The following is a 21480-nucleotide window of genomic DNA, read 5'->3' as shown; positions in this document are numbered from 1 at the left end:
CATTCGATTGGCGTCGAATGGCGTTGCATTGCGCGTTATACGGGTTGCGCCAGATGGGAAAGACAATCGCCGCGCTGCACGGCGGCCATCGCGCGTTGGCACACGACTTCACCTTCCGCTTCAAAAGCAACCGTAACGGGCTCGCGCAGCGGTGTATCGGGAAAGTGAATGCGTGCAGCGGGCTGTCCTGCGCTCACAAGTTGGCCGAGTTGCACGAGCGGTTCGTACACCCCGCGCTCGTGGGCATAAACATAGTGCGAAGCGCCCGCAACCCGATAGAAGCGTGTTTCGCCCGGCGGCGCGGCGGGCACCAGCGGCCCCGCCAGTACGCCGATGCTACCTAGCAGATGCAACACGCCTTCACGCGCCTCGCGCAGCAATTGCGGCTGCACGATACCCGCACCGCCCAGTTCCGTGACGATCGACAATGCGCCCTGGCGGCGCGCGGCGCTGGCCGAATGCAAAGGATTGGGCGGATGCAAAAAGGCGCGCGGCATGCCGAAAGCGGCAAGCAAATTACGCAAACGGGTATTTTCCTCGGCGTCGCGCGGCTCGATCGCCAGCATATTCGCACCGTGATAAATCAATGAACTGCCGCCCGAATGGAAATCGAGCAGATATTGCGAACGCGAAAGCAGCGTGTGCTCGATATAGTCCGCAATAACAGCGGTTGGCTCGCCTTGCGGGTCGCCCGGAAAACTGCGGTTCAGATTGCCGCCATCTAACGGCGAGGTGCGCAGACCCGCGTCGGCGGCGGGGAAATTCGCCATCGGCAGAAAGATCAACTGGCCTTGCACATATTGCGGCTCGATCTCGCGCAGCAATTGCGAAACAAGAATCTGCCCTTCGTATTCGTCACCGTGATTGCCGCCCATCAATAACACGGTTGGGCCGGAGCCATTGCGGATCGACGCGACCGGAATGGGAATCCAGCCATAAGCGGAGCGATGCACCGAATGCGGCAGGCGCAGATAGCCGGTATGGCGGCCCGGCGCGTCGAAGTCGATTTCACTGCGGATGGGGTTGACCATGCTGCTCCTTGTTGTGTAGCCAAACCGGTGTAGCCAAACCGGCCCATTCTGGACGATGCGCGCCGCCACGCCTACCAAGCATTGCGCGAATGAATATGAAAGGTGCGGATGCCCAGGCGGCGCGCGTGGCTATGCGCGCGATGGAACGTCGATAGCAGAAATCCTTCGTTGACGTCGCTCCACGCGCTGTTTAGACTTGGCTCCATCTTGTTATAACAAGTTAGCCATGTCCCAGAACAAGCTCGTCGCCCTGCCGCCTCAACCGCTCTACGCAAAGATCAAGGACACGCTGCGCGCGCGCATCCTCGACGGCACCTACGCCCCGCACAGCCAGATGCCGTCCGAACACGAACTTTGCGCGCTATTTGGCGTGAGCCGAATCACCGTGCGTCAGGCGCTGGGCGACCTGCAGAAGGAAGGCCTCGTGTTTCGCCTGCATGGCAAGGGCACGTTCGTGTCCAAGCCCAAAGCGTTCCAGAACGTGACCTCACTGCAAGGCTTTGCCGAGGCGATGTCGTCGATGGGCTACGAGATCGTCAATCAGTTGCGCTCGTTTCGCGTTGTCAAAGCCAGCCGCCATGTCGCGCAAAAACTGCACCTGGCCGAAGGCGATAACGTGGTCGAAATCCATCGCGTGCGGCTGCTCAACCGCGAACCGGTCTCGCTCGAACTCACCTGGCTGCCCGAGGCGCTGGGCAAGCGTCTGGCCAACGCCGATCTGGTGGCGCGCGATATCTTCCTGATTCTGGAAAACGACTGTGGCGTGGCGCTCGGTCATGCTGATGTATCGATCGACGCCATGCTCGCAGACGACGATATCGTCGACGCGCTGCGCGTGCAGGAAGGCAGCCCGGTGCTGCGCATCGAACGCACCACCCACGACGCCGACGGCACGCCAATCGACTACGAGTACCTCTACTTCCGCGGCGACGCGTTCCAGTACCGTCTGCGCGTGGATCGCGACAAGAACGCCTCGCATACAGCCAATCAATAAGGATGACGTAATGAATACGGAAGCAATCCCTACCGAAGTGCTGGAGTACGACATCGTCGTGGTGGGCGGCGGCACTGCCGGGCCGATGGCCGCCATCAAGGCGAAGGAGCGCAATCCCGCGTTGCGCGTGCTGGTGCTCGAAAAAGCCCATGTGAAGCGTAGCGGCGCGATCTCGATGGGCATGGACGGCCTGAATAACGCTGTGATTCCGGGTCACGCCACGCCCGAGCAATACACGCGCGAAATCACTATCGCGAATGACGGCATCGTCGATCAGGACGCCGTCTATGCGTATGCGAAACACAGCTTTACCACCATCGAGCAACTCGACCGCTGGGGGGTGAAGTTCGAAAAAGACGGCAACGGCGACTATGCGGTCAAGAAGGTCCATCACATGGGCGCCTATGTGCTGCCCATGCCCGAAGGCCACGACATCAAGAAGGTGCTGTACCGCCAGCTCAAACGCGCGCGTATCGACATCACCAATCGCGTCGTCACCACACGCCTGCTTACCGACGCACAGGGCGCCGTGTGCGGCGTGATCGGCTTCGATTGCCGCACGGCGCACAACGTGGTGGTGCGCGCGAAGGCCGTGATCCTGTGCTGCGGCGCGGCCGGGCGGCTGGGCTTGCCTTCCTCCGGCTATCTGATGGGCACCTACGAAAACCCCACCAACGCGGGCGACGGCTATGCGATGGCCTATCACGCAGGCGCGGCGCTCACCAACCTCGAATGCTTCCAGATCAATCCGCTCATCAAGGACTATAACGGTCCGGCCTGCGCCTACGTGACCGGGCCGCTGGGCGGTTTCACGGCCAACGGCAAGGGCGAACGCTTCATCGAATGCGATTACTGGAGCGGCCAGATGATGTGGGAGTTCTATCAGGAACTGCAAAGCGGCAACGGCCCGGTGTTCCTCAAACTCGACCATCTTGCCGAGGAAACCATCCAGACCATCGAGCAGATCCTGCACACCAACGAACGCCCGAGCCGTGGCCGCTTTCATGCGGGACGCGGCACCGATTACCGCACGCAGATGGTGGAAATGCATATCTCCGAGATCGGTTTTTGTAGCGGGCATAGCGCCTCGGGCGTCTATGTCGATTCACGCGCGCGCACGACCGTGCCGGGGCTTTACGCCGCCGGCGATATGGCCGCCGTACCGCACAACTACATGCTGGGCGCGTTCACCTACGGCTGGTTCGCGGGCCACGATGCCGCCGATTACGTGGCGGGCCGCGAACACGCACCGCTCGATCAGGCGCAACTGGACGCCGAGCGGGCACGTATCTACGCACCGCTTGCCCGCACGGACGGCCTCGCGCCCGCACAGGTCGAATACAAGCTGCGCCGTATGGTGAACGATTATCTGCAGCCGCCCAAGGTCACGCGCAAGATGGAAATCGGCCTGCAGCGCTTTGACGCGATTGCCGAAGATATCGAGGCGATCAAGGCGAATAATCCGCATGAACTAATGCGCGCCGCCGAAGTGCGGGCGATTCGCGACTGCGCGGAAATGGCCGCGCGCGCCTCGCTGTTTCGCACCGAAAGCCGCTGGGGGCTTTATCACCATCGCGTCGACTATCCGCAGCGCGACGACGCCAACTGGTTCTGCCACACCGATCTGCGCAAGAACGCGAGCGGCAGCATGGTTTGCGAAAAACGCGCCGTCAAACCGTATGTGGTGCCAATCGGCGCGGATGAACAGAACGCCTATGAGCGAATGCGCATCCGTCCCGCGCAGGAACTGGCTGAAGCGCATTGAACTGGCTGACTGAAACAGCCCGGAGAAACAACACTATGTCATTTACCCCCCACGATATTTTCCAGCGCAGCAGCGCGCCCGTCACTATCGACGAGGACCTCTGCATCGCCGACAAAGGCTGCACCGTTTGCGTCGATGTATGCCCGCTCGACCTGCTGGCGATCGATACGTCCAAAGGCAAAGCCTATATGCAATTCGACGAATGCTGGTATTGCATGCCTTGCGAGCGCGATTGCCCGACCGGTGCGGTCAAGGTCGACATTCCTTACTTGCTGCGCTGAATCGTCGTGCTTCGATGCAATACGACGCGGCACAATAATTCGCATTCCATATCGATTTGAACATGACAGCCTTTTCTGAATCCAGCGCGCTCGGCCGCCTCACCGATCCGGACGCCGCCGTGCGGCGCATCGCCGTGCTCGATCTCGCCGACCTCGAAGATGAAACGCTGATTCCCGCGCTGGTCGCGACGCTGCACAGCGACACCGCAGCCGAAGTGCGCCGTGAGGCGGCCGCCGTGCTGGCCGCGTGGGAACAGGAAGACGTGGTGGAAGCGCTGTGCGCCGCATTGCTCGACGCTGATGCTGGCGTGCGCGAGGCGGCCCAGCAGGCGCTTTCCGAACTCAAGGACGTGGCATCGGCGAATGTATTGCGACGCTGGGCAGCACGGCCCGAGCCGTTCGCGCGTAGCGCCGCATTGCGCGGACTGCGCGAGCTGCGCGACGCCGCCGCTTTCGAGCCCGCGCGCGCGGCGCTCGACGACGCCCACGCCGAAGTGCGGATCGAGGCCGTAGCCGTGCTGGGCTGGCTCAAGGACGCGCGCGCGCTCGCGCCGCTCTCGGCGCTGCTGGGCACCGATGCCCAAGGTTCTGTACGGCGCGCGTCTGCGGCCGCGCTGGGCTTCGCCGCCGCAGACGATGAGCATGTGGCCCCCGCGCTACTTCAGGCCCTGCGCGACGCCGACTGGCAGGTGCGCGAGGAGGCCGCGACCACGCTCGGCAAATTGCGCGCCCACGCGGCGCGCGATGCGCTGGTAGCCGCGCTCGAAGACGAATACTGGCAAGTGCGTTTGCGCGCCGCGCGTGCGCTCGGGCGGCTGGCCGATCCGCAGGCAGCAATCGCAGTTGCCGCGCTGCTCACGCATTCGATCAGCAATTTGCGCAAGGAAGCGGCGCTTGCGCTGGGCGAACTCGGCTCGCCGCAAAGCATCGCGCCGTTGCAGGCCGCGCTGGAGGACCGTGATCCCGAAGTGCGCAAGGCCGTACGTATCGCCTTGCAGCAACTCGAAGGTGCCGCGTCATGAAGGTTCCCGTGGAGCTACGGGCGCAAGGCGCGACGCTGCTGCTGATATGGCCCGACGGTGCGCACCAGCGCCTGCCTGTCGCCGCGCTGCGGGCCGCCTGCCTGTGCGGCCACTGCCGCGGCGCGCGCCTGCGCGGCCAAGACCCGGCCGCATCGATCTCCCCGGATCTCGCGCTCATCGGCATCGCGCCGATGGGCTATGGCGTGCAACTGGTCTTCAGCGATGGCCACGACCGTGGCATTTACCCGTGGAACTGGCTGGAGAATTTCGCGCCATCCGCTCGAAAGACGACGACGCTTACAACGCTTCCTGGCACAGCGACATCATGCGCTGAACCATCGTCGACGCCTCATTGAGTTCCATTTCATCGGTAAAGAGGGCCGAGACACTGGACAGGCGCACGGCGATTCCCGCGCCCAGCAGATCGCGGCTCGCGATCTTCAGCGCAAGCTGGCCCAGCCGCACGCGGTCGAGCCAGTGCATCGTCGCACCGGCCTTGTGCAGCCACTCGCGGCAGCACGAAACGACATGATCGACGCGCCACTCCTGCGTGAGCGCGTAAGACGACGCGGCGATCGCCACGAGATAACAGAGCAATTCCGGGCGGGCACTGCTCGCTTCGATGAATTCCGTTTTCACTGGCATGCTGTCCCTGGTTTCCAGACATAGGCTCCATAGCTATGGCCGGACGTCACAAAAGCAAGCAAAGAACGCATTGTGCATCGGAACGGGTGGACGGTGCACTTTCGCGAGCAGCCATCGCGTCTTCCGGGCCACGGGATGCGGCTGGCCGGCGACGGAGTGCCTGCGCTCAATCATCATAGAACATGGCAACCGCCCCGGAATAATGCGCTGCTAATCGTGTCGAAAATTCGACACTCGCGTGAAGCCGTTGATCCGGCACGCTTGTGCTCCGCTTGTAATCCGCTTGCGCTCCGCTTCTGCTCCTCGCGTACTCGTTTGAGTTCGTTAGTAATACCTGGCGATTCGCGATCGCTCGATGACATCGGCGTGACGGGCACAAGCGTGTAAAAGCGGCGCAAAAAGCGAACGTTGCGCTGGCAAATAATTCCAGCACGTTGGCGCGGCCCCGTCCGGACCGCTGCGCCCAGGTCGGCGAAAAAAATATTTTCGATTCGCTGCGCATGAGCGAAGCCGCATGGCTGCGCGCATCGATTTATTTCGCAATTTCTTGCGATGCAAACGTTTGCATTCACATGGCATGGTGGCATGTGGCTTGCTCGCGCACGGGCCGCGCAACGCATCGCGCGTCGATTTTTTTCACCCCATTCACCCTTATCGCCTCACTGCACGAGTGCATCAGGAGTTTGTCCATGTTCACGAAGCGCACGCGCGCCCTTCAGGTTACGCTGCTTTCAGCCGCTGCCCTCGCCCTCTTTTCGCCTGCCGCACACGCGCAGCAGTACACCACCGACTGGCTCGCCAACACCTACGGCACGCTCGCCGCGCATGTGGGCAACGGCGCGCGATCGATGTGGGTCGCGCCCGAAGGCGTTGTCTATACGGCCTCGTTCTGGGACGAAAACGAAGGCGGTGTCGCCATCTATCAGAACGGCAAGAGCCTCGGCTCGATCGGTATCCACGACGAGTTCCAGGGCGGCGCGATCACCGGCAACGCCACCTCGATCTTCACTGTGCTGCAATCGGGCACCTCGTACGGCAGCGGCACGGTCGCGCGCTATCAGCGTGCGGACGGCACGCGCGACCTCACCATCAACGTGAGCGTCTGGAACAAGGTGAGCCGCGCCGACGCCATCACGGGCCTCGCCACCGCCGGCAATCTGCTCTACGCGAGCGACTTCTACGGCAACCGCGTGCGCGTGTTCACCACCGACGGCGTCTGGCAACGCGACATCGCCCTGAGCAACCCCGGCGCGCTCGCGCTCGACAGCGCGGGCAATCTCTGGGTCGCGCAGAAGAGCAGCGGCACGATCAGCGAATTCAGCGCGGCAGGCGCACCGTTGCAGACGATCCAGATGGCGGCGGGCGCGCAGCCTTCGGCGCTCTACTTCGATGCATCGACCGGACTCTTGATGGTCGGCGACGAAGGGCCGGACATGAATATCAAGCTCTACAACATCGCGGGCACACCGACACTCACCGGAACCTTCGGCGTGACGGGCGGCTATCTGGACAGCACGACCGGCATCAAGGGTCAGGTGGGCGACAAGCGCTTCACGCGCATCACCGGCATCGGCAAGGACAGTGCGGGCAATCTCTATGTGCTCAACAATCCCTGGGGCGGCGGCTGGGATCTGGGGCGCAACGGCGGCACCGACCTCCACGTCTACAACGCGGCGGGCACGCTGCTCTACAAGCTCCAGGCGCTCAATTTCGAGGGCGTTGCCGCGCCCGATCCGCTCACGGACGCCACGCTCTTCTATAGCGGCACGGGGATCTTTACAGGCACGGCGGGCGGCACCTTCGTCGCCAACACCATCGATCCGTTCACCTACCCGAACGACCCGCGCCTGAACATGAACGACACGCAGCGCAACGAGCACTTCGGCCAGCTCGTCACGGTGGGCGGCAACCGCATTCTGGTGGCGTCCGGCCAGAATCCCGGCATCTTCTACCTCTACCACTTCAATTCTGCGAGCGGCTACATCGCCATTCCCGATGCATCGCTGCCCGGCACCGCCTTCAACACGACCTTGCAGGTCACGGGCGGTTTTTGTCTGGACAGCCGGGGCGACATCTGGGCAGGACTCGATCGCACCAACCACATCTATCACTACCCGTTCAACGGCTTCGACGGCACCGGCAAACCCTCGTGGGGCACGGCCACGACGATCTCGACGCCCGAAAGCGTGCGGCCCACGGCGCGCATCCTTTATCAGCCGGAAACCGACACGATGATTCTCGCGCAAGGCCTCGCCGGCAACTGGGACTGGACCGCCATGAACGGCACCATCCAGATCTATCACGGCTGGGCCGCAGGCAATATCAGCAAGCCCAGCCCCGTCATCACCCTCACCAGCGCGAACCCGAAATCGATTGCCGCAGCCGGCAATTATCTGTTCGTGGGCTATGTGCATACGGTGCCCAATATCGATATCTACAACCTTACAACGGGCCAACTCGTCACCACGCTCACGAACGCGAATCCCTCCAACGTGGATGTAGGCAACGATGTCGATTCGATGTACGGGCTGCGCGTGTACCAGCGTGCAAACGGCGAGTACGTAATCACCAAGGACAATTACAACGGCACCAGCGTGATCGTGCATCGGTGGATGCCGTGAAGAGGTTTATTTTCGTTTGCGCCAGCACAAGTGATCGGCGGCACCCCAGGGTAGAATTTCGCCGCTTGATCTAAACATTCCGGCCAACCGGCCGATATATGGGTGCCAGATAGATCGCCGTCCGGCGCGCAGCTCGCGCTGGACGAGCAGATAAAAGGGCGTCCGACCCTGCCCGAGAAAAGAGTGAACCACAATACCCGTGCGCATCGGCGACTCTCGCTCGCCGTGCATCAACACAAGATCAACGCGGACCTGACAATCGGTCCGCTCCACAGGCGCTGCGCATGAAGCTCGCCCAGATCCGGCGTTTTGCCGGTTACGCCTGTGTCGGTGCGGCCGGAACCGCCGTGCAGTACGGCGTGCTCAGCGCGCTTGTGCTGGTGCACGCGTGCGGCGCGGTTGCGGCATCGGCGCTGGGCGCGGTGGCCGGCGCCATCGTCAATTACATCTTGAATTACCGCCTGACCTTTCGCGCCACGCGCTCGCATCGCGAAGCTGCACCGCGCTTTTTCGCCGTCGCCGCGGTCGGTGTGGCGCTCAACAGCGCGCTCATGTTTGTGCTGATCCACCGCTTCGCGACTGCCTGGCTGCTGGCCCAATGCATTACCACGGCCTGCGTGCTGATCCTGACCTACAGCGCGAACTCGCTCTGGACCTTCCAGACCCGCCGCGCCTGAGCGCGGAAATTCGGCTCCCCTGGTTGAAGTTGTCTCACCTATCTGGCGCACTTCGGGCCTAATTTTCCGCAGACCGAAATATCGATGTCACACACAACCACCCTCCAGCCACCGATCGCCGCCGCGCGCATGGGCGAATCGAACGAGACCGGCAAACTGCTCTGGCTGCTGCCGCTGCACGCGCTCGTCTGGACGCTCGCGGCGTGGCTCTCGCGCAGCAATCTCGACACGCCGGGCGATATGGTCGAGAACTACGTCTGGGGCATCGAATGGCAGGCCGGCTATGCCAAGCATCCGCCGCTCTTCGCATGGATCACGGCGGGCTGGTTTCGCGTGTTTCCGCATACCGACATCGCCTATTTCGCGCTGTCGTCGCTGAACGCGATGGCAGGACTGTTCGGTATCGTCGCGCTGGCCGGGCGTTTCGTGCCGCGCCGGATTGCGCTGCTCGCGGGCGTGGCGATGGCGATTTCGCCGCTCTACTCGAACCTCGCGATCAAGTTCAACGCGAACTCGGTGCTGCTGTCGATCTGGCCGTGGACCGCATACTTCTTCGTGCGCTACATGCAGACGCGCGAAGCGCGCGCCGCGCTGGCGCTGGGCGTATTCGCTGCGGCGGCAGTGCTGGGCAAATACTTTTCGGTGGTGCTGCTGGCCGCGCTGGTATTCGCGACGCTGGCGCGTCCGGCCTGGCGCGCGCGTCTGTTCGAGCGCCGCACGCTGCTGGTCGCGCTGGCGTTTGGCGCCGCCATTGCGCCGCACGTCCACTGGCTCGTGGTCAATCATTTCCCGACTTTCGCTTACGCCGATAAACGCACGGGTGGAACGATCGGCGCGGCGTTGGGGCGCTTTGGCATCTATACGCTGGCGCAGATCGGCTATCTCGCGCTGAGCTTCGTCGGCATGCTGCTGATGGTGCGCGAGCGTCGCGGCGAAGCCGCAAAGCTGATGGCCGCGAGCGTGGTGAAGCCCTCGCTCAATCCGGATCTCTGGTGGCTCACGCTTGGGCCGCTGTTCGCCGTGGGCCTGATCGCCTGCGCCGCGCGCACGCAGATGGCGTCGGTCTGGGGCATGGCGCAATGGTTCGCCATTGCGCCGCTCTGGCTGGCCGTGCTGGACCGTGCGGGGATCGCCCTCGTTCCCGCGCGCGCCTGGCGCGTGCTGGGCGGCTACTGGCTGATCGTGCTCGCGGTGACGGCGACGATCGGCTATCTGGGTGCGCGCCACAACAGCGACGAAGCCGCCGAGCCGCGCGCCGAACTCGCCGCCGCCGCTCAATCCATGTGGAACCAGCGCTTCGGGCGCGATGTGCCCGCCGTGGCCGGGTCGCCGCACGAAGCGCAGTCCGTCGCGTTTTATAGCCGCGGGCAGACGCAGTACTGGAACATGGGCGAGCCGCAAACGACGCCGTGGCTGCATCTCGCCGGGCTGGATCAGCGCGGCGCGCTATTCGTCTGCCGCGCAGGCGACGTGCATTGTATCGTGCAGGCGCGCTGGATCAGCGGCGAGGAACCCGAGTCGGTGAGCGTACACAAGCACGCATGGGGACGCGAACTGGCGGCGCGCGACTATGTGTTTTTTGTGGTGGCGCCGCAGGGTTAAGTTGCAGGGTTAAGGTTTATCGCAAGCCGTGCGGCGTGGTCCGCACGGCGCCTTCTCCCCATCACCCGCCAAAACCCTCCCTCTCCAGCACCTCCTGAACGGCCGGCCGCGCCCGCACGCGCTCGTACCACTGCCGCACATTCCCCAAACCGTTCAAATCGATATCGGCGTTATAAACCGACTTCATCCACGCGGCCTTTCCCCAGCCCGTCAGCGCAAATAAATAAGCATCGGCGAGCGTGAAACTCTCGCCCATCAAATAGCGCTGCCCTTCAAGCTGCTGGTCGATCCACATGAAGCGCGCGAGTAGTTTGGGCCGCGCCGTATCGACATATTTGCCCGCCGCGACCGCATAAAGCAGCGGCAAAAAGCCTTTGTGGATTTCCGAAGTCAGGAAGTTGAGCCACTCCTGCAGACGATAACGCGCCATCGTCCCGTTCGCTGGCGCAAGACCGCTTGCGGGTTTCAGATCCGCCAGATATTGCATGATGACCGGCCCTTCGCGCAGCACCACGCCGTCATCGAGCACGAGTAAAGGCACGTAACCCAGTGGCGCGACCTCGTAAAAATCGCCGCCACCCACGATCACATGTTTGCGCGCGTCCACTTCGATTAATCCGGCATCGAGACCGGCTTCGCGCAAAACGATATGGACTGCCTGGGAACAGCTTCCGGGTGCGTGATAGAGCTTCATGAATTGCCTTCGTTTCGCCAGTGATGAGTGCAGGCCGCACTATCCCGCAAGCACGCGAAAAAGAGAAGAAGGCAGTTGTTTGTGCCATAGGTACAAAATGTATACCTGTGGATGGGGTTTTTACACCCTGAAACAAGCCCGTTGAATTTTTGAGACGATCGGTCTAATATCACCGTCATGGACATCGCCCCCACCTCGAAGCCGCGTCGCGGCCGCCCGCCCAAAGATCCGCGCGTACACGGCGACACGCGCGAAACGCTGATCCGCGCGGGCCTCGAACTACTGACGAGCCAGGGCTTCACCGCTACGGGACTCGACACCGTGCTCAAGCTCGCCGGCATTCCCAAGGGCTCGTTCTATCATTACTTCGATAGCAAGGAAGCCTTTGGCCGCGCGCTGATGGACGCGTACGACGCCTATTTCTGCACGATGCTCGATCGCTGGCTGCTCGACACTACGCGGCCCGCGCTGGAACGCCTCGCCGCCTTTGTCGACAACGCCCGAACTGGCATGGCGCGCTACGACTACACGCGCGGCTGTCTCGTCGGCAATCTGGGGCTGGAGGTGGGCATCCTGCCCGAGGAATACCGCCTGAGGCTCGAAGCCGCGCTGCAAGGCTGGCAGACCCGCGTGCGCGCCTGTCTGGCCGACGCACAGCGCGAGGGTCACGTGGCACACAACGCCGACCTCGACGCGCTGGCCGCGTTTTTCTGGATCGGCTGGGAAGGTGCGGTGCTGCGCGCGCGCGTGGTACGCGATGCGTCGCCATTGCAGACGTTTTTTGACGGTTTCATTGCCGGGCTGGGCGCTAAGTCAGCGGCGCGATAGGTCGCCCATCCACATCAACAGCGAGATACACATCATGTTCAAAGGCATTCTGATTGAGAAGGAATCCGAAACGTATTCGGCGCGCGTAAGCGATATCGACGAAGCTCGCCTGCCCGATGGCGACGTGCTCGTCGACGTGCAATACAGCACGCTGAACTACAAGGACGGTCTTGCGATCACCGGTAAAGGCCCCGTCGTGCGCAGCTTTCCGATGGTGCCGGGCATCGATTTCGCGGGCACGGTCGCGCAAAGCGCTGACCCGCGCTATGCCGCGGGCGATACGGTCGTGCTCAACGGCTGGGGTGTCGGCGAGCAGCACTGGGGCGGTCTCGCGCAAAAGGCGCGCGTGCGAGGCGACTGGCTGATCCCCTTGCCAAAAGGCCTCACGGCGCGGCAGACGATGGCCGTCGGCACTGCGGGCTATACGGCAATGCTGTGCATTCTCGCGCTGGAGCAGCACGGCATTGGCGCGAGTCACGGCGACGTGCTGGTGACGGGTGCAAGCGGCGGCGTAGGCAGCTTCGCAGTCGCGCTGCTCGCGCGGCGCGGCTATCGCGTGGTGGCATCGACGGGCAAATTGCAGGAATCCGCGTGGCTGCAGGCGCTTGGCGCCGCCGAGGTCATCGATCGCGCCACGCTCGGCTCGCCCGGCAAGCCGCTGCAGAAGGAACGCTGGGCGGCGGCCATCGACTCGGTCGGCGGCCATACGCTCGCCAACGTCTGCGCGGGCCTGCGCGCGGACGGCGCCGTGGCGGCCTGCGGCCTCGCTCAGGGCATGGATTTTCCGGCCACCGTGGCGCCTTTCATCCTGCGCGGCGTGAGCCTGCTGGGCATCAATAGCGTCACGCGTACTTTCGCGCAGCGGCAGCAGGCGTGGCAGGCGCTGGCCGACACGCTCGACCTTGGCGTGCTCGACACCATGACGCAGGAAATCGGCCTGCATGCGGCTATTGCCGCCGCGCACGATCTGCTGGATGGGCGCGTACGTGGGCGTATTGTTGTTGATGTGAATCGGTGATCGTCAAAATGACGCCGTCCACATTCCACCGCGCCCCCTTTCAAAACCACCACCACCGACATTTTTTCAGCTACATTCCAGAGGCATCGACTCCAGCACCCCGCTTCCTGCATGAACTCCCGCGTCCCTTCGTTCGATGTCCTCGCCTCGCCGGCGCACGACATCGTCCATAGTCGTTTCAGCGTAGCGGCAGAAGCGCCGCAACGGCGCCTGCTTGCCTGGCGCGACCGGGTCGGGCATATCGTCGACATACTGCCCTCGCGTGCCGATCTGGACGCGCCGTTTCAGGCGTCGATCGACCGCTTTCAGGTCGGCGAGCTGGTTTTTACCGATTGCCGCTCTGACCTGATGGTGCTTGATCGCTCGCTCGCCCGGATCTCGACAGACCGGGTGCGCGATTTCGTGTTTCATGTGTTTCTGGAAGGTGGTTTCGACAACCTTTCCGTCCGTACCACTTCGCGCGCATCCACACCGGCGCCCACCCGCATCCTCGCGCTGGACATGAACCAGCCTTTTCGCATGCGGCGACACGCATGCAGGGTGAGCACGCTATTCGTGCCAGGCGCGTTGGTGGAGGAAGTCTTTCCCGATCCCGAGGCGATCCACGGGCGTTCGCTCGACGGTTCGGCGCCGCTGGATCGGCTCGTTGTCGATCACGTCGCGGCGCTCAGCGAGACCATCGCCGGCATGACGGCCACTGAAGCCGCCCACGCCATCCGTGCGGCCGGCAAGTTGCTGGTCGCCGCGTTCGGCCGCCAGGCGCGCCTGAGCGGCGATACGCGCGCGGCGGCACGCTCGGCGATGTTCGGGCAGATTCGCCGCTATATCCATGCGCACCTGGCCGACGACGATCTCTCGCCCGAAACCGTGCTGGCCGCATTCGAATTCCCTCGTCCGACGCTCTATCGTCTGTTTCAGCACGAAGGCGGCGTGAATGCCTATATCCGTCATCAGCGGCTGCGTCGCGCGGCCGACGATCTGATCCGCCATCCTCACCTCGCGGTCATCGAGATCGCTTACGGGCTCGGCTTCAAAAGCGCGTCCGATTTCACGCGCGCGTTCCGGCGCACGTACCACATGACGCCGCTGGATTTCCGCGCGCTGGTGAGCAGGAAACTGGCGAGATAACGCGATGTAGTGGCGTCCACGCGTGCGCAATGCACGCAGGTTTCGGCGCGCCGCCCCTTAAAAAGCGCGCTCGCGCAGAAGCTCATCGCACAAGCAGCCGCGACCCGGGCGCGACCCGGCCGCCCGCGCCGTAGAAGCATTGCTCTGTTTTTCCCCCACGCCCTCGCATATGCATGTCATATCAATCCGACACCATCACGTCGCGATCGATTGCGCACGCAACGAATAGCCGTGTGCCGCAATCGACGCACCACACCTTCGACTCCACAACAATTACAGGAACCTGACATGAAAACGCGCGCCATGACGCTCGCCTGCAGGTTGGCTTTTTCGGGGATCGCGGCAAGTCTCGCGGCTTGCGGCAGCAGTATCAGCGACACCGCTCACCTGCAGATTTCGGGCGTAGCGGGCCAGGGCACGGCGGTGGTCGGCGTGAGCGTCACCGTGACAGATCGCGACGGCGCGACCACCCAGTCCGCCGTGACCGACGCCAACGGGCAGTTCTCCGTTGCGGTCTCCGGCCATGCCCCGTTCGTGCTGACCGTGCCCGTCACCGATGCGGACGGCACGCCTACCGTGCTGTCCTCGATCATCGATCCGGCTGGCGGCGGCACGCAGACGCTCAACGTGAATCTGAATCCGCTCACCTCGCTGATTACCCAGCGCGCGCTCGGCGTGGCGCTCACAGGTGCGCCCACGGCCTCGCAGATCAATTCGGCTAACGTCAGCGCTGCCAGCATCAGCCAGGCCGTCACGGCGGTCGATACCGTGCTGCAGCCGCTGTTTACGGCCATGAACGTGCCGTCCACGCTGGTGGCCGACCCGATCGGTTCGGCCACCTATCAGGCGAATTCCGCTAATGCGCTCGACAGCGTGTTCGACAACACACGTTTCACCGTGCACAACGCCACAGTGAATGTGGGCAATAACAACGGCGCACCGACGCAGAATTCCGCCACCTTCCAGTCGCTGCAATTGCCGTTGACCGGCGCGATGCCGGCGGCGCTCTCAAGCGGCCCCGTGGCCACCGCCCTCGCCCAGAGCCAGAGCGCGACCACGACGCCGATCCAGCACCTCGTCGTGATCGTCGGCGAGAACCAGACCTTCGACGGTCTCTTCGGCGCGTACGCGCCGCCATCGGGGCAGACGGTGAAGAACCTGCTGTCCGAGGGCATCATCAATGCGGACGGCTCGCCCGGTCCCAATTTCGCGCTCGCGGCGCAGAACCAGGCCGCCGCGCCCAGCGCCTACACGCTGAACCCGACGCGCACCGGCGCGTACGGCTCGCTGCCCGCGCCGGAAAACACCGGCATGCTCACACTGAACAATCTGCCCGCGTATATCAGCTCGGTCGCGCAGGGCAAGACGCCCACCGCCGCGCCCACCTCGTATCTCTACGGCGCGGCTGATGCGGATTTTCCGGCGACCTTGAAGAACGGCCCGTTCCAGATCACCTCGTCGTCGGCCAGTTCGTCGCTGGTGAATTACAGCCAGCCGGTAACCGCGCTGGTCGGCACCGCGGCGACCAACGCCAGCTTCGCGACGCTCAGCACGCTCTATTCGTCGCTGGGCCTTGTCGCCACGACGGGTGACCCGGTGCACCGCTTCTTCCAGATGTGGCAGCAAACGGGCGGCGATAACGCCAAACTCGATCTCTTCACGTGGGTTGCATCTACCGCTGGCCAGGGCGGCGACACCGTGGAGAACGTGCCCGGCGGCCCGCAGGTCAGCCCGACCAATCCCGGCCAGGGCGGCGAGCTGATGGGCTTCATGAACATGTCGGCGGGCGACGCGCCCTACCTGAAATCGCTCGCGCAGCAGTATGCGTTGAGCGACAACTATCACCAGGCGGTGATGGGCGGCACGGGCATGAACTTCTTCTCGATCGCCACGGGCGATCTGCCCTGGTTCAACAGCAGCGGTGCCATCGCCACGCCGCCCGCGAACCAGATCGAGAATCCCGAGCCGCTCGCGGGCACCACGAACTTCTACACCCAGGACGGTTATCAGGGCGGTTCGTGGGTGAACTGTTCGGACAGCACGCAGCCGGGTGTGGGTGCGATTCTCGGCTTTCTGTCGTCCAAGCATGTGGCGAGCAACTGCGACGCCGGCAAGTACTATCTGGTCAACAACTACAACCCCGGCTACGACCTGAGCGGCAACACCCAGCCGATTGGCGCGAACAACTACAACTATCCGCCGCAGAGCGTGCCGACCATCGCCGAGGCGCTCTCCGCCAAGGGGCTGTCGTGGGGCTGGTACACCACCGCACGCGACACCGCCGATGTTCAGGCGCAGGCCACCTCGCTTGCGACCAGCCTGACCGGCAGCACCACACTCGCGTCGAGTCTCGCCGGTTTGCTGCAACAGGCCGAGTACAACAACATCGGTGATCCGCTGGTGGGCTCGCAAAAAGTGATGACGTCCTCGCTCAAGGGCAATCTGCAGGATCTCACGGCGTTCATCACCGCCGCGAAGTCGGGCAATCTGCCGGCCGTCTCGTTCGTCGTGCCGCCGAACACGTTCAGCGGCCATCCCGGCTTCTCGTCGCCGGCGGCCTATGAGCAGTGGCTCAGCCAGGTGGTGGCGGCGGTGAGCGCGTCGAAGCAATGGTCGAACACCGCGATTCTCGTCACGACCGACGAAGGCGGCGGCCACTTCGACACCGGCCCGATCCAGCCGCTCGACTTCTTCGGCGACGGTCCGCGCATTCCGATGCTGGTGATTTCGCCCTATGCGCGCAAGGCGTCCGTCGATCACACGTACAACGATCACGCGTCGATCCTCAAGTTCATCGAGCGCAACTGGCGCCTTACGTCGCTCTCGTCGCGCAGCCGCGACCGTCTGCCGAATCCGTCGATGCAGGCCGTCTCGTATGTGCCCGTCAACGGCACGCCGGCGATCGGCGATCTGATGACGATGTTCGCGTTTTGATGGCGTTTTGATGGCGTTTTGACGACCTGACGCTTCGATGTCGCGCGCCGGCCTGGCCTCAGGGCAGCCGGCGCGCATCTTTTCCGGTTTTTTGCTTTCTCGCTCCATACCGATGATTCGAAACGGTCTTGCACCCCGCGCCCGATGGATGGCGCTGGCCGCGCTGCTGCTTGGCGGCGTCGCGGCCGGCGCGTTCCTCGCCGTGCCCAGTCTTGCTGATACGCCAAGCGTTAGCGCCTCTACGACCACACAGCCGGGCATGCAACTGCCCACGCGCCGCTGGGTCCGCTATCCGGCCGTGCCTGCGCAACTGAGCCCGCAGGCCGCGCTCGGCAAGCAGATTTTCTTCGACGCCACGCTTTCCGCTTCGGGCAAGATGGCTTGCGCGTCGTGCCACAGTCCCGAGCATGCCTACGGGCCGCCCAACGGGCTGGCCGTGCAGCTCGGCGGGCCCGATATGAAGCGGCCGGGCACCCGCGCCGTGCCCACGCTGCGCTATATGACCTTCACACCGGAGTTCACGCGTCACTACTATTTCCCCGGCTCCGAAGACACCGAGGACGAAGGCCCCGCTGGCGGCTTCATGCGCGACGGCTCGATCGCCTCGCTGCACGAGCAGGCAGGCCACCCGATGCTGGACCCGAACGAGATGGCCAACACCAGCCGCGCCGTCGTCGTCGACAAGGTGCAGCACGGCGCCTATGCAGACACGTTCCGCCAGGTGTTCGGCGCGCAGATTTTCGCCGATGCGGACAAGGCTTTCGACAGCATCGGCATGGCTTTGCAGGCCTTCGAAACCGAGGATGCGAGCTTTCATCCCTATACGAGCAAATTCGATTCGGTGATGTCGGGGAATGCGCTATTTACCGCCGCAGAACTGCGCGGTTACCAGCTATTCAACAATCCATTGAAGGGCAACTGCGCGAAATGTCATTTCGACCAGCCAGGGCCGGGCGGCCGCCCCGCGCAATTCTCGGACTTCCAGTATGCGGCGCTGGGCGTGCCGCGTAACCCGGAAATTCCATCGAATCGTAATCCTAAATATTACGACATGGGATTATGCGGCCCTTACCGTCACGATCTGGCCGATGAAACCGACTTCTGTGGACTCTTCAAGGACGCGACGCTGCGCAACGTCGCGACGCGCTCCGTTTTCTTCCACAATGGCCGCTTTCATTCGCTCGACGAGGTGCTGCACTTCTACGCCGAGCGCGACACCGCTCCCCAGAAGTGGTATCCGAAGAAAAACGGCAAGCTGGTGCGCTACGACGACCTGCCGCCTAAGTACCGCGACAACATCGACCGGCTCGATCCGCCCTTCCTCAATCACCATCCTGGCGAGCCCGCCCCGCTGAATGAAGCCGATATTCAGGACCTGGCCGCATTCATGAAGACACTGAACGACGGCTATTCGGCGACTTCGGGCGGTCCCGCGCTTCACGAAGCGCATTGAATCGCCGACAAAAAGCAAAAACGCGCGGCTTTTGACCGCGCGTTTTCGTATTTCCCTACCCTACGCAAGCACTATCAGGCCGACGCGCTTTCCGTGCTCAGCTTCGTGACCGCGCCCGTGGCGATGTCGTAGTGATAGCCCTGCTGGGCAAGCTGCGCGCTCATGGCGTCGACGATCACGCGCTGCTGGGCTTCCTTGCGCAGCAGTTCGTTTTCCGGGTTCAGCTCGACCAGTTCGGCAGCCAGGCGGCGGCTCAGCGACGCTTCGCCCACACCGCGTGCATGCACGAGCATCATCTGCTCGTTGGCCTGCACCAGTTGCTGCTTCAGACCGTTGGCGTAGTCGGACCACTTCTTCAGGTTGTCGTGCGCTTCGGCCAGTGCGGCGGCGTGCGTCTGCGCTTCCTGCGCGAGTTGGGCCTTCAGCGCTTCGAGCGCCTCTTCGTCGACATGCACGGCCGGTGCCGGTTCTTCGCTTGCTTTCGTCTGGCTCGCCGCCACGCTCTGGGCGAGTTCGGCGGCGTGTTCCTGGACCTGAGTCAGACTCTCCGACAGGCGGGCGATTTCGATTGCGCCGGCATCGCGTTCGTCGGTGAGGCTTGCGAGTTGCGCCTGGGCATTGCGCAGTTCGAGCGCAGCGGCGTCGCGGGCAGCCTGTGCGCCGCTGACTTCTTCGCGCTGGGCGGCGTGGGCTTCCTGCTCGGCTTGCAGCGCGGCACGGATCGCTTCCACTTCGCTTTCAAGGCGCGCGACGGCTTGCGCATGCGCGGCTTCCAGCGCTGCGCGCTCCGCTTCGTGATCGACGGCGTCGGCGGCTTCGGCTTCGGCTTCGGCTTCGGCTTCGGCTTCGGCTTCAACGCTCTCGGCGCTTTCGTCGGCGTCTGCGGTTTCTACGGTTTCTACGACAGCGGGCTCTTCTGCTGCCGGCTCTTCCTCGATCGCTTCGACTGCTTCGACTGCCTGCGGTACGGCATGGGCCTCAGCGGCGGCACGCGCTTCGCGCTCGGTAGCCATTTCGGCCAGTTCGGCCAACGCGGTTTCCAGTTCGGCTTCGAGGGCCGCGACGCGATCGGCCAGCTCCTGCGCGCGCTTTTCCGCAGCGTCGGTGCGCTGCACCGCGACGGCGATGTCCTCTTCCAGACCCGCAACCACGTCGACCTTCGCCTCGTAGGCGGTCGTCACGCGATCGAGCTGGCTTTGCAGCGTGTCCAGTTCCTGCACCGTGTTTTGCAGTTCGGCCAGCGCGTCGTCGCGCTCGCTCGACGCGTCGTCCACGCGCTGGCGCATCGCGGCGAGGCGCCGGGCAACCGCGCGCTCGGCCTCGTCTTGCGCCGACGACCACAGGCGGTCGAGCGCGTCGCGCATCGTATCGGTCACGGCTTCGGGCAAGGCGGGACGCTCGACGAGTTGCGGCGGGCGCGGCGTGCGGGCTTCGCGCCATTTGCGCAGCGACGCGGCAACCGACACCACCGATCCGGTATGAACTTCGGACCAGATGGCCACGGGCGACACCGTCTGGCCTTCCTCAGCCATGCGGTCCGCGATTTCAGCAACGAGTTCATCGGTGATCGCAATGTTGTTGCTAGACATATCCGCCTCAATAACGCGTAAGTAGGTGACGAAATTCTTTCGTCGATCAATGAATGGTTGAGTGGGTGCAATCCTGGCCCCGCAATACGACAGATTGTCGGGGAAGCCCGTTCCGCTTGATCGATCGAAAAGCCGGGTTTACAGGGAGCTATTCGCAGGATGGGCGCAGGTTCGAGACCCGCCGCATCCTTTCGCTCATTATGAGGGTCGCAACTCTTTTAGCGCTCCCCAGCTTGATCGCCCGGGATTTTAGCCTCCCTGGCACGCTCCGAGGCGCGCTTTCAGGTCGGCGAGCGCCGCTTGCGTTTCCCGATCCAATACGCGCACCAGTTCGGCGGCGGGCAACGCGCGCGCCAGCGGCGCGCCCTGGCCGGCCCATTGCGCGCCATAGCCGAACTCGCCGTGCGCCTTCGCCGCCGCGTGCAGCGCCTTGCCCGCGTCGTAGGCCACGGGATAGGCGGGCACGGCGGGCTTGTCCGCCGCCTCGCCCAGCGCGGTGAAGCGGTTCACGAGGCCGCGCGCCGCGCGCCCCGAAATCGCCGTGGTGAAGGTGGTCAGGCGCCCGACCTCGCCCGCGCCAAGCAGCGCACGCCGGTAGCCCTCGTCGATGGCGGTTTCCGGGCTGGCGACGAAAGCCGTACCCAGTTGGGCGGCCTGCGCGCCAAGCGCCAGCGCCGCCGCAATGCCCGCGCCGTCCATGATGCCGCCCGCCGCCACCACCGGCACGTCGAAGCGCGTCGCCAGCAGCCGCGTGAGCGCGAAGGTGCCGAGCAGCGGATCGCGCGCGTCGGGATCAAATACGCCGCGATGGCCGCCGCCCTCGATGCCCTGCGCGACCAGCACGTCCACGCCCGCCGCCACGGCCTGGGCGGCTTCGTCAAGGTTTGTCGCCGTTGCGAACAGCAGGATGCCGGCGGCGCGCAGCGCGTCGATGGCCGCTTGCGGCGGCAGACCAAAATGGAAGCTCACCACCGCCGGACGCTCCTCGATCAGCATGGCCAGCATCGCCTCGTCCTCCACGAAGCTCACGTAAATCTCCTTGAGCGACGCGGGCGGCTGCGCGCCGAACTGCGCGAAACGCGGCGCAAGCCATTCAGTCCAGTGGCGGTCGACTTCGGCGTCCGGGCGCGCGGGCCGGTGGCAGAACACGTTGACGTTGAACGGCCGCGCGGTCAGCGCACGGGTTTCGCGCAGGGTC

The 21480-nt window shown here is 64.0% G+C and carries 18 protein-coding genes; 13 read left to right on the top strand and 5 right to left on the bottom strand.

Features of this window, described 5'->3' with window-relative positions; genetic code table 11:
- Window positions 1-35: 35 nt before the first annotated feature.
- Window positions 36-1031: a succinylglutamate desuccinylase/aspartoacylase family protein gene (locus VG320_RS13840; protein WP_327200673.1), complete on the bottom strand. Its 996-nt coding sequence runs from the start codon at window positions 1029-1031 to the stop codon at window positions 36-38.
- Window positions 1032-1257: 226 nt separating this feature from the next.
- On the opposite strand from VG320_RS13840, the gene VG320_RS13835 reads away from it, so the two are divergent.
- The 5 genes from VG320_RS13835 (at window position 1258) to VG320_RS13815 (ending at window position 5449) form a co-directional block, all read left to right on the top strand.
- Window positions 1258-2025, top strand: coding sequence for a GntR family transcriptional regulator (locus VG320_RS13835; protein WP_327200672.1), 768 nt, complete (start codon window positions 1258-1260; stop codon window positions 2023-2025).
- 10 nt (window positions 2026-2035) lie between these two features.
- Window positions 2036-3790 (top strand): fumarate reductase/succinate dehydrogenase flavoprotein subunit, encoded by a 1755-nt coding sequence (locus VG320_RS13830; RefSeq protein WP_414696035.1) that lies wholly within the window; start codon window positions 2036-2038, stop codon window positions 3788-3790.
- A 35-nt stretch (window positions 3791-3825) separates the two neighbouring features.
- Entirely contained in the window at window positions 3826-4071 is a 246-nt protein-coding gene (locus VG320_RS13825; protein WP_167065558.1) for a 4Fe-4S dicluster domain-containing protein, read from the top strand.
- Between the two features lie 62 nt (window positions 4072-4133).
- On the top strand, window positions 4134-5093 hold the full coding sequence (locus VG320_RS13820; protein ID WP_327200671.1) for a HEAT repeat domain-containing protein: 960 nt from the start codon (window positions 4134-4136) through the stop codon (window positions 5091-5093).
- Window positions 5090-5449: a DUF971 domain-containing protein gene (locus VG320_RS13815; protein WP_327200670.1), complete on the top strand. Its 360-nt coding sequence runs from the start codon at window positions 5090-5092 to the stop codon at window positions 5447-5449. The genes VG320_RS13820 and VG320_RS13815 overlap by 4 nt, the downstream gene beginning before the upstream one ends.
- On the opposite strand, the gene VG320_RS13810 is transcribed toward VG320_RS13815, so the two are convergent.
- Window positions 5391-5738: a hypothetical protein gene (locus VG320_RS13810; protein ID WP_327200669.1), complete on the bottom strand. Its 348-nt coding sequence runs from the start codon at window positions 5736-5738 to the stop codon at window positions 5391-5393. The two genes, VG320_RS13815 and VG320_RS13810, sit on opposite strands and share 59 nt — an antisense overlap.
- Before the next feature lie 689 nt (window positions 5739-6427).
- On the opposite strand from VG320_RS13810, the gene VG320_RS13805 reads away from it, so the two are divergent.
- The 3 genes from VG320_RS13805 (at window position 6428) to VG320_RS13795 (ending at window position 10638) form a co-directional block, all read left to right on the top strand.
- On the top strand, window positions 6428-8359 hold the full coding sequence (locus VG320_RS13805; RefSeq protein WP_327200668.1) for an SMP-30/gluconolaconase/LRE-like region family protein: 1932 nt from the start codon (window positions 6428-6430) through the stop codon (window positions 8357-8359).
- A 284-nt stretch (window positions 8360-8643) separates the two neighbouring features.
- The gene (locus tag VG320_RS13800) at window positions 8644-9036 is read left to right on the top strand and encodes a GtrA family protein (protein ID WP_327200667.1); all 393 of its coding nucleotides are present in this window, start codon (window positions 8644-8646) and stop codon (window positions 9034-9036) included.
- Between the two features lie 84 nt (window positions 9037-9120).
- On the top strand, window positions 9121-10638 hold the full coding sequence (locus tag VG320_RS13795) for a glycosyltransferase family 39 protein (protein WP_327200666.1): 1518 nt from the start codon (window positions 9121-9123) through the stop codon (window positions 10636-10638).
- Between the two features lie 61 nt (window positions 10639-10699).
- Here VG320_RS13795 and gstA read toward each other — a convergent pair whose 3' ends face one another.
- A complete protein-coding gene (gstA, locus tag VG320_RS13790; RefSeq protein WP_327200665.1) occupies window positions 10700-11332 on the bottom strand; it encodes a glutathione transferase GstA in 633 nt (210 codons plus the stop codon).
- A gap of 177 nt (window positions 11333-11509) precedes the next feature.
- Here gstA and VG320_RS13785 point away from each other — a divergent pair, with 177 nt between their 5' ends.
- From VG320_RS13785 to VG320_RS13765, 5 genes are all read left to right on the top strand, one after another.
- Window positions 11510-12160 carry a TetR/AcrR family transcriptional regulator gene (locus VG320_RS13785; RefSeq protein ID WP_327200664.1) on the top strand — a complete coding sequence of 217 codons (651 nt, stop codon included), beginning with the start codon at window positions 11510-11512 and terminating at the stop codon, window positions 12158-12160.
- A 34-nt stretch (window positions 12161-12194) separates the two neighbouring features.
- Window positions 12195-13178 (top strand): MDR family oxidoreductase, encoded by a 984-nt coding sequence (locus tag VG320_RS13780; RefSeq protein ID WP_327200663.1) that lies wholly within the window; start codon window positions 12195-12197, stop codon window positions 13176-13178.
- A 111-nt stretch (window positions 13179-13289) separates the two neighbouring features.
- Window positions 13290-14306, top strand: coding sequence for an AraC family transcriptional regulator (locus tag VG320_RS13775; RefSeq protein ID WP_327200662.1), 1017 nt, complete (start codon window positions 13290-13292; stop codon window positions 14304-14306).
- 288 nt (window positions 14307-14594) lie between these two features.
- Entirely contained in the window at window positions 14595-17240 is a 2646-nt protein-coding gene (locus tag VG320_RS13770) for an alkaline phosphatase family protein (protein ID WP_327200661.1), read from the top strand.
- Between the two features lie 148 nt (window positions 17241-17388).
- Entirely contained in the window at window positions 17389-18693 is a 1305-nt protein-coding gene (locus VG320_RS13765; RefSeq protein ID WP_327200660.1) for a cytochrome-c peroxidase, read from the top strand.
- 74 nt (window positions 18694-18767) lie between these two features.
- Here the strand turns inward: VG320_RS13765 and VG320_RS13760 are convergent, their stop codons facing one another.
- Together VG320_RS13760 and VG320_RS13755 are read right to left on the bottom strand one after the other, a co-directional pair.
- A complete protein-coding gene (locus tag VG320_RS13760; protein WP_327200659.1) occupies window positions 18768-20282 on the bottom strand; it encodes a DNA-binding protein in 1515 nt (504 codons plus the stop codon).
- Between the two features lie 249 nt (window positions 20283-20531).
- Window positions 20532-21480, bottom strand: a 949-nt coding sequence (locus VG320_RS13755) for a nitronate monooxygenase (protein WP_327200658.1), incomplete at its 5' end; no start/stop codon positions are given.

The sequence above is a fragment of the Paraburkholderia sp. genome, from assembly GCF_035948235.1.
GTDB lineage: Bacteria > Pseudomonadota > Gammaproteobacteria > Burkholderiales > Burkholderiaceae > Paraburkholderia.
The sequence above is the reverse complement of the archived record's forward strand: the minus strand, read 5'-3'. Positions and strand labels throughout refer to the sequence as shown.

What these genes read in the sequence shown, in the direction of transcription:
- VG320_RS13820 (WP_327200671.1), top strand. Translation starts at nt 4,134, where the DNA reads ATGACAGCCTTTTCTGAATCCAGCGCGCTCGGCCGCCTCACCGATCCG.
- VG320_RS13835 (WP_327200672.1), top strand. Translation starts at nt 1,258, where the DNA reads ATGTCCCAGAACAAGCTCGTCGCCCTGCCGCCTCAACCGCTCTACGCA.
- VG320_RS13795 (WP_327200666.1), top strand. Translation starts at nt 9,121, where the DNA reads ATGTCACACACAACCACCCTCCAGCCACCGATCGCCGCCGCGCGCATG.
- VG320_RS13775 (WP_327200662.1), top strand. Translation starts at nt 13,290, where the DNA reads ATGAACTCCCGCGTCCCTTCGTTCGATGTCCTCGCCTCGCCGGCGCAC.
- VG320_RS13815 (WP_327200670.1), top strand. Translation starts at nt 5,090, where the DNA reads ATGAAGGTTCCCGTGGAGCTACGGGCGCAAGGCGCGACGCTGCTGCTG.
- VG320_RS13800 (WP_327200667.1), top strand. Translation starts at nt 8,644, where the DNA reads ATGAAGCTCGCCCAGATCCGGCGTTTTGCCGGTTACGCCTGTGTCGGT.
- VG320_RS13765 (WP_327200660.1), top strand. Translation starts at nt 17,389, where the DNA reads ATGGCGCTGGCCGCGCTGCTGCTTGGCGGCGTCGCGGCCGGCGCGTTC.
- VG320_RS13810 (WP_327200669.1), bottom strand. Translation starts at nt 5,738, where the DNA reads ATGCCAGTGAAAACGGAATTCATCGAAGCGAGCAGTGCCCGCCCGGAA.
- VG320_RS13825 (WP_167065558.1), top strand. Translation starts at nt 3,826, where the DNA reads ATGTCATTTACCCCCCACGATATTTTCCAGCGCAGCAGCGCGCCCGTC.
- VG320_RS13780 (WP_327200663.1), top strand. Translation starts at nt 12,195, where the DNA reads ATGTTCAAAGGCATTCTGATTGAGAAGGAATCCGAAACGTATTCGGCG.
- gstA (WP_327200665.1), bottom strand. Translation starts at nt 11,332, where the DNA reads ATGAAGCTCTATCACGCACCCGGAAGCTGTTCCCAGGCAGTCCATATC.
- VG320_RS13805 (WP_327200668.1), top strand. Translation starts at nt 6,428, where the DNA reads ATGTTCACGAAGCGCACGCGCGCCCTTCAGGTTACGCTGCTTTCAGCC.
- VG320_RS13840 (WP_327200673.1), bottom strand. Translation starts at nt 1,031, where the DNA reads ATGGTCAACCCCATCCGCAGTGAAATCGACTTCGACGCGCCGGGCCGC.
- VG320_RS13830 (WP_414696035.1), top strand. Translation starts at nt 2,036, where the DNA reads ATGAATACGGAAGCAATCCCTACCGAAGTGCTGGAGTACGACATCGTC.
- VG320_RS13785 (WP_327200664.1), top strand. Translation starts at nt 11,510, where the DNA reads ATGGACATCGCCCCCACCTCGAAGCCGCGTCGCGGCCGCCCGCCCAAA.
- VG320_RS13760 (WP_327200659.1), bottom strand. Translation starts at nt 20,282, where the DNA reads ATGTCTAGCAACAACATTGCGATCACCGATGAACTCGTTGCTGAAATC.
- VG320_RS13770 (WP_327200661.1), top strand. Translation starts at nt 14,595, where the DNA reads ATGAAAACGCGCGCCATGACGCTCGCCTGCAGGTTGGCTTTTTCGGGG.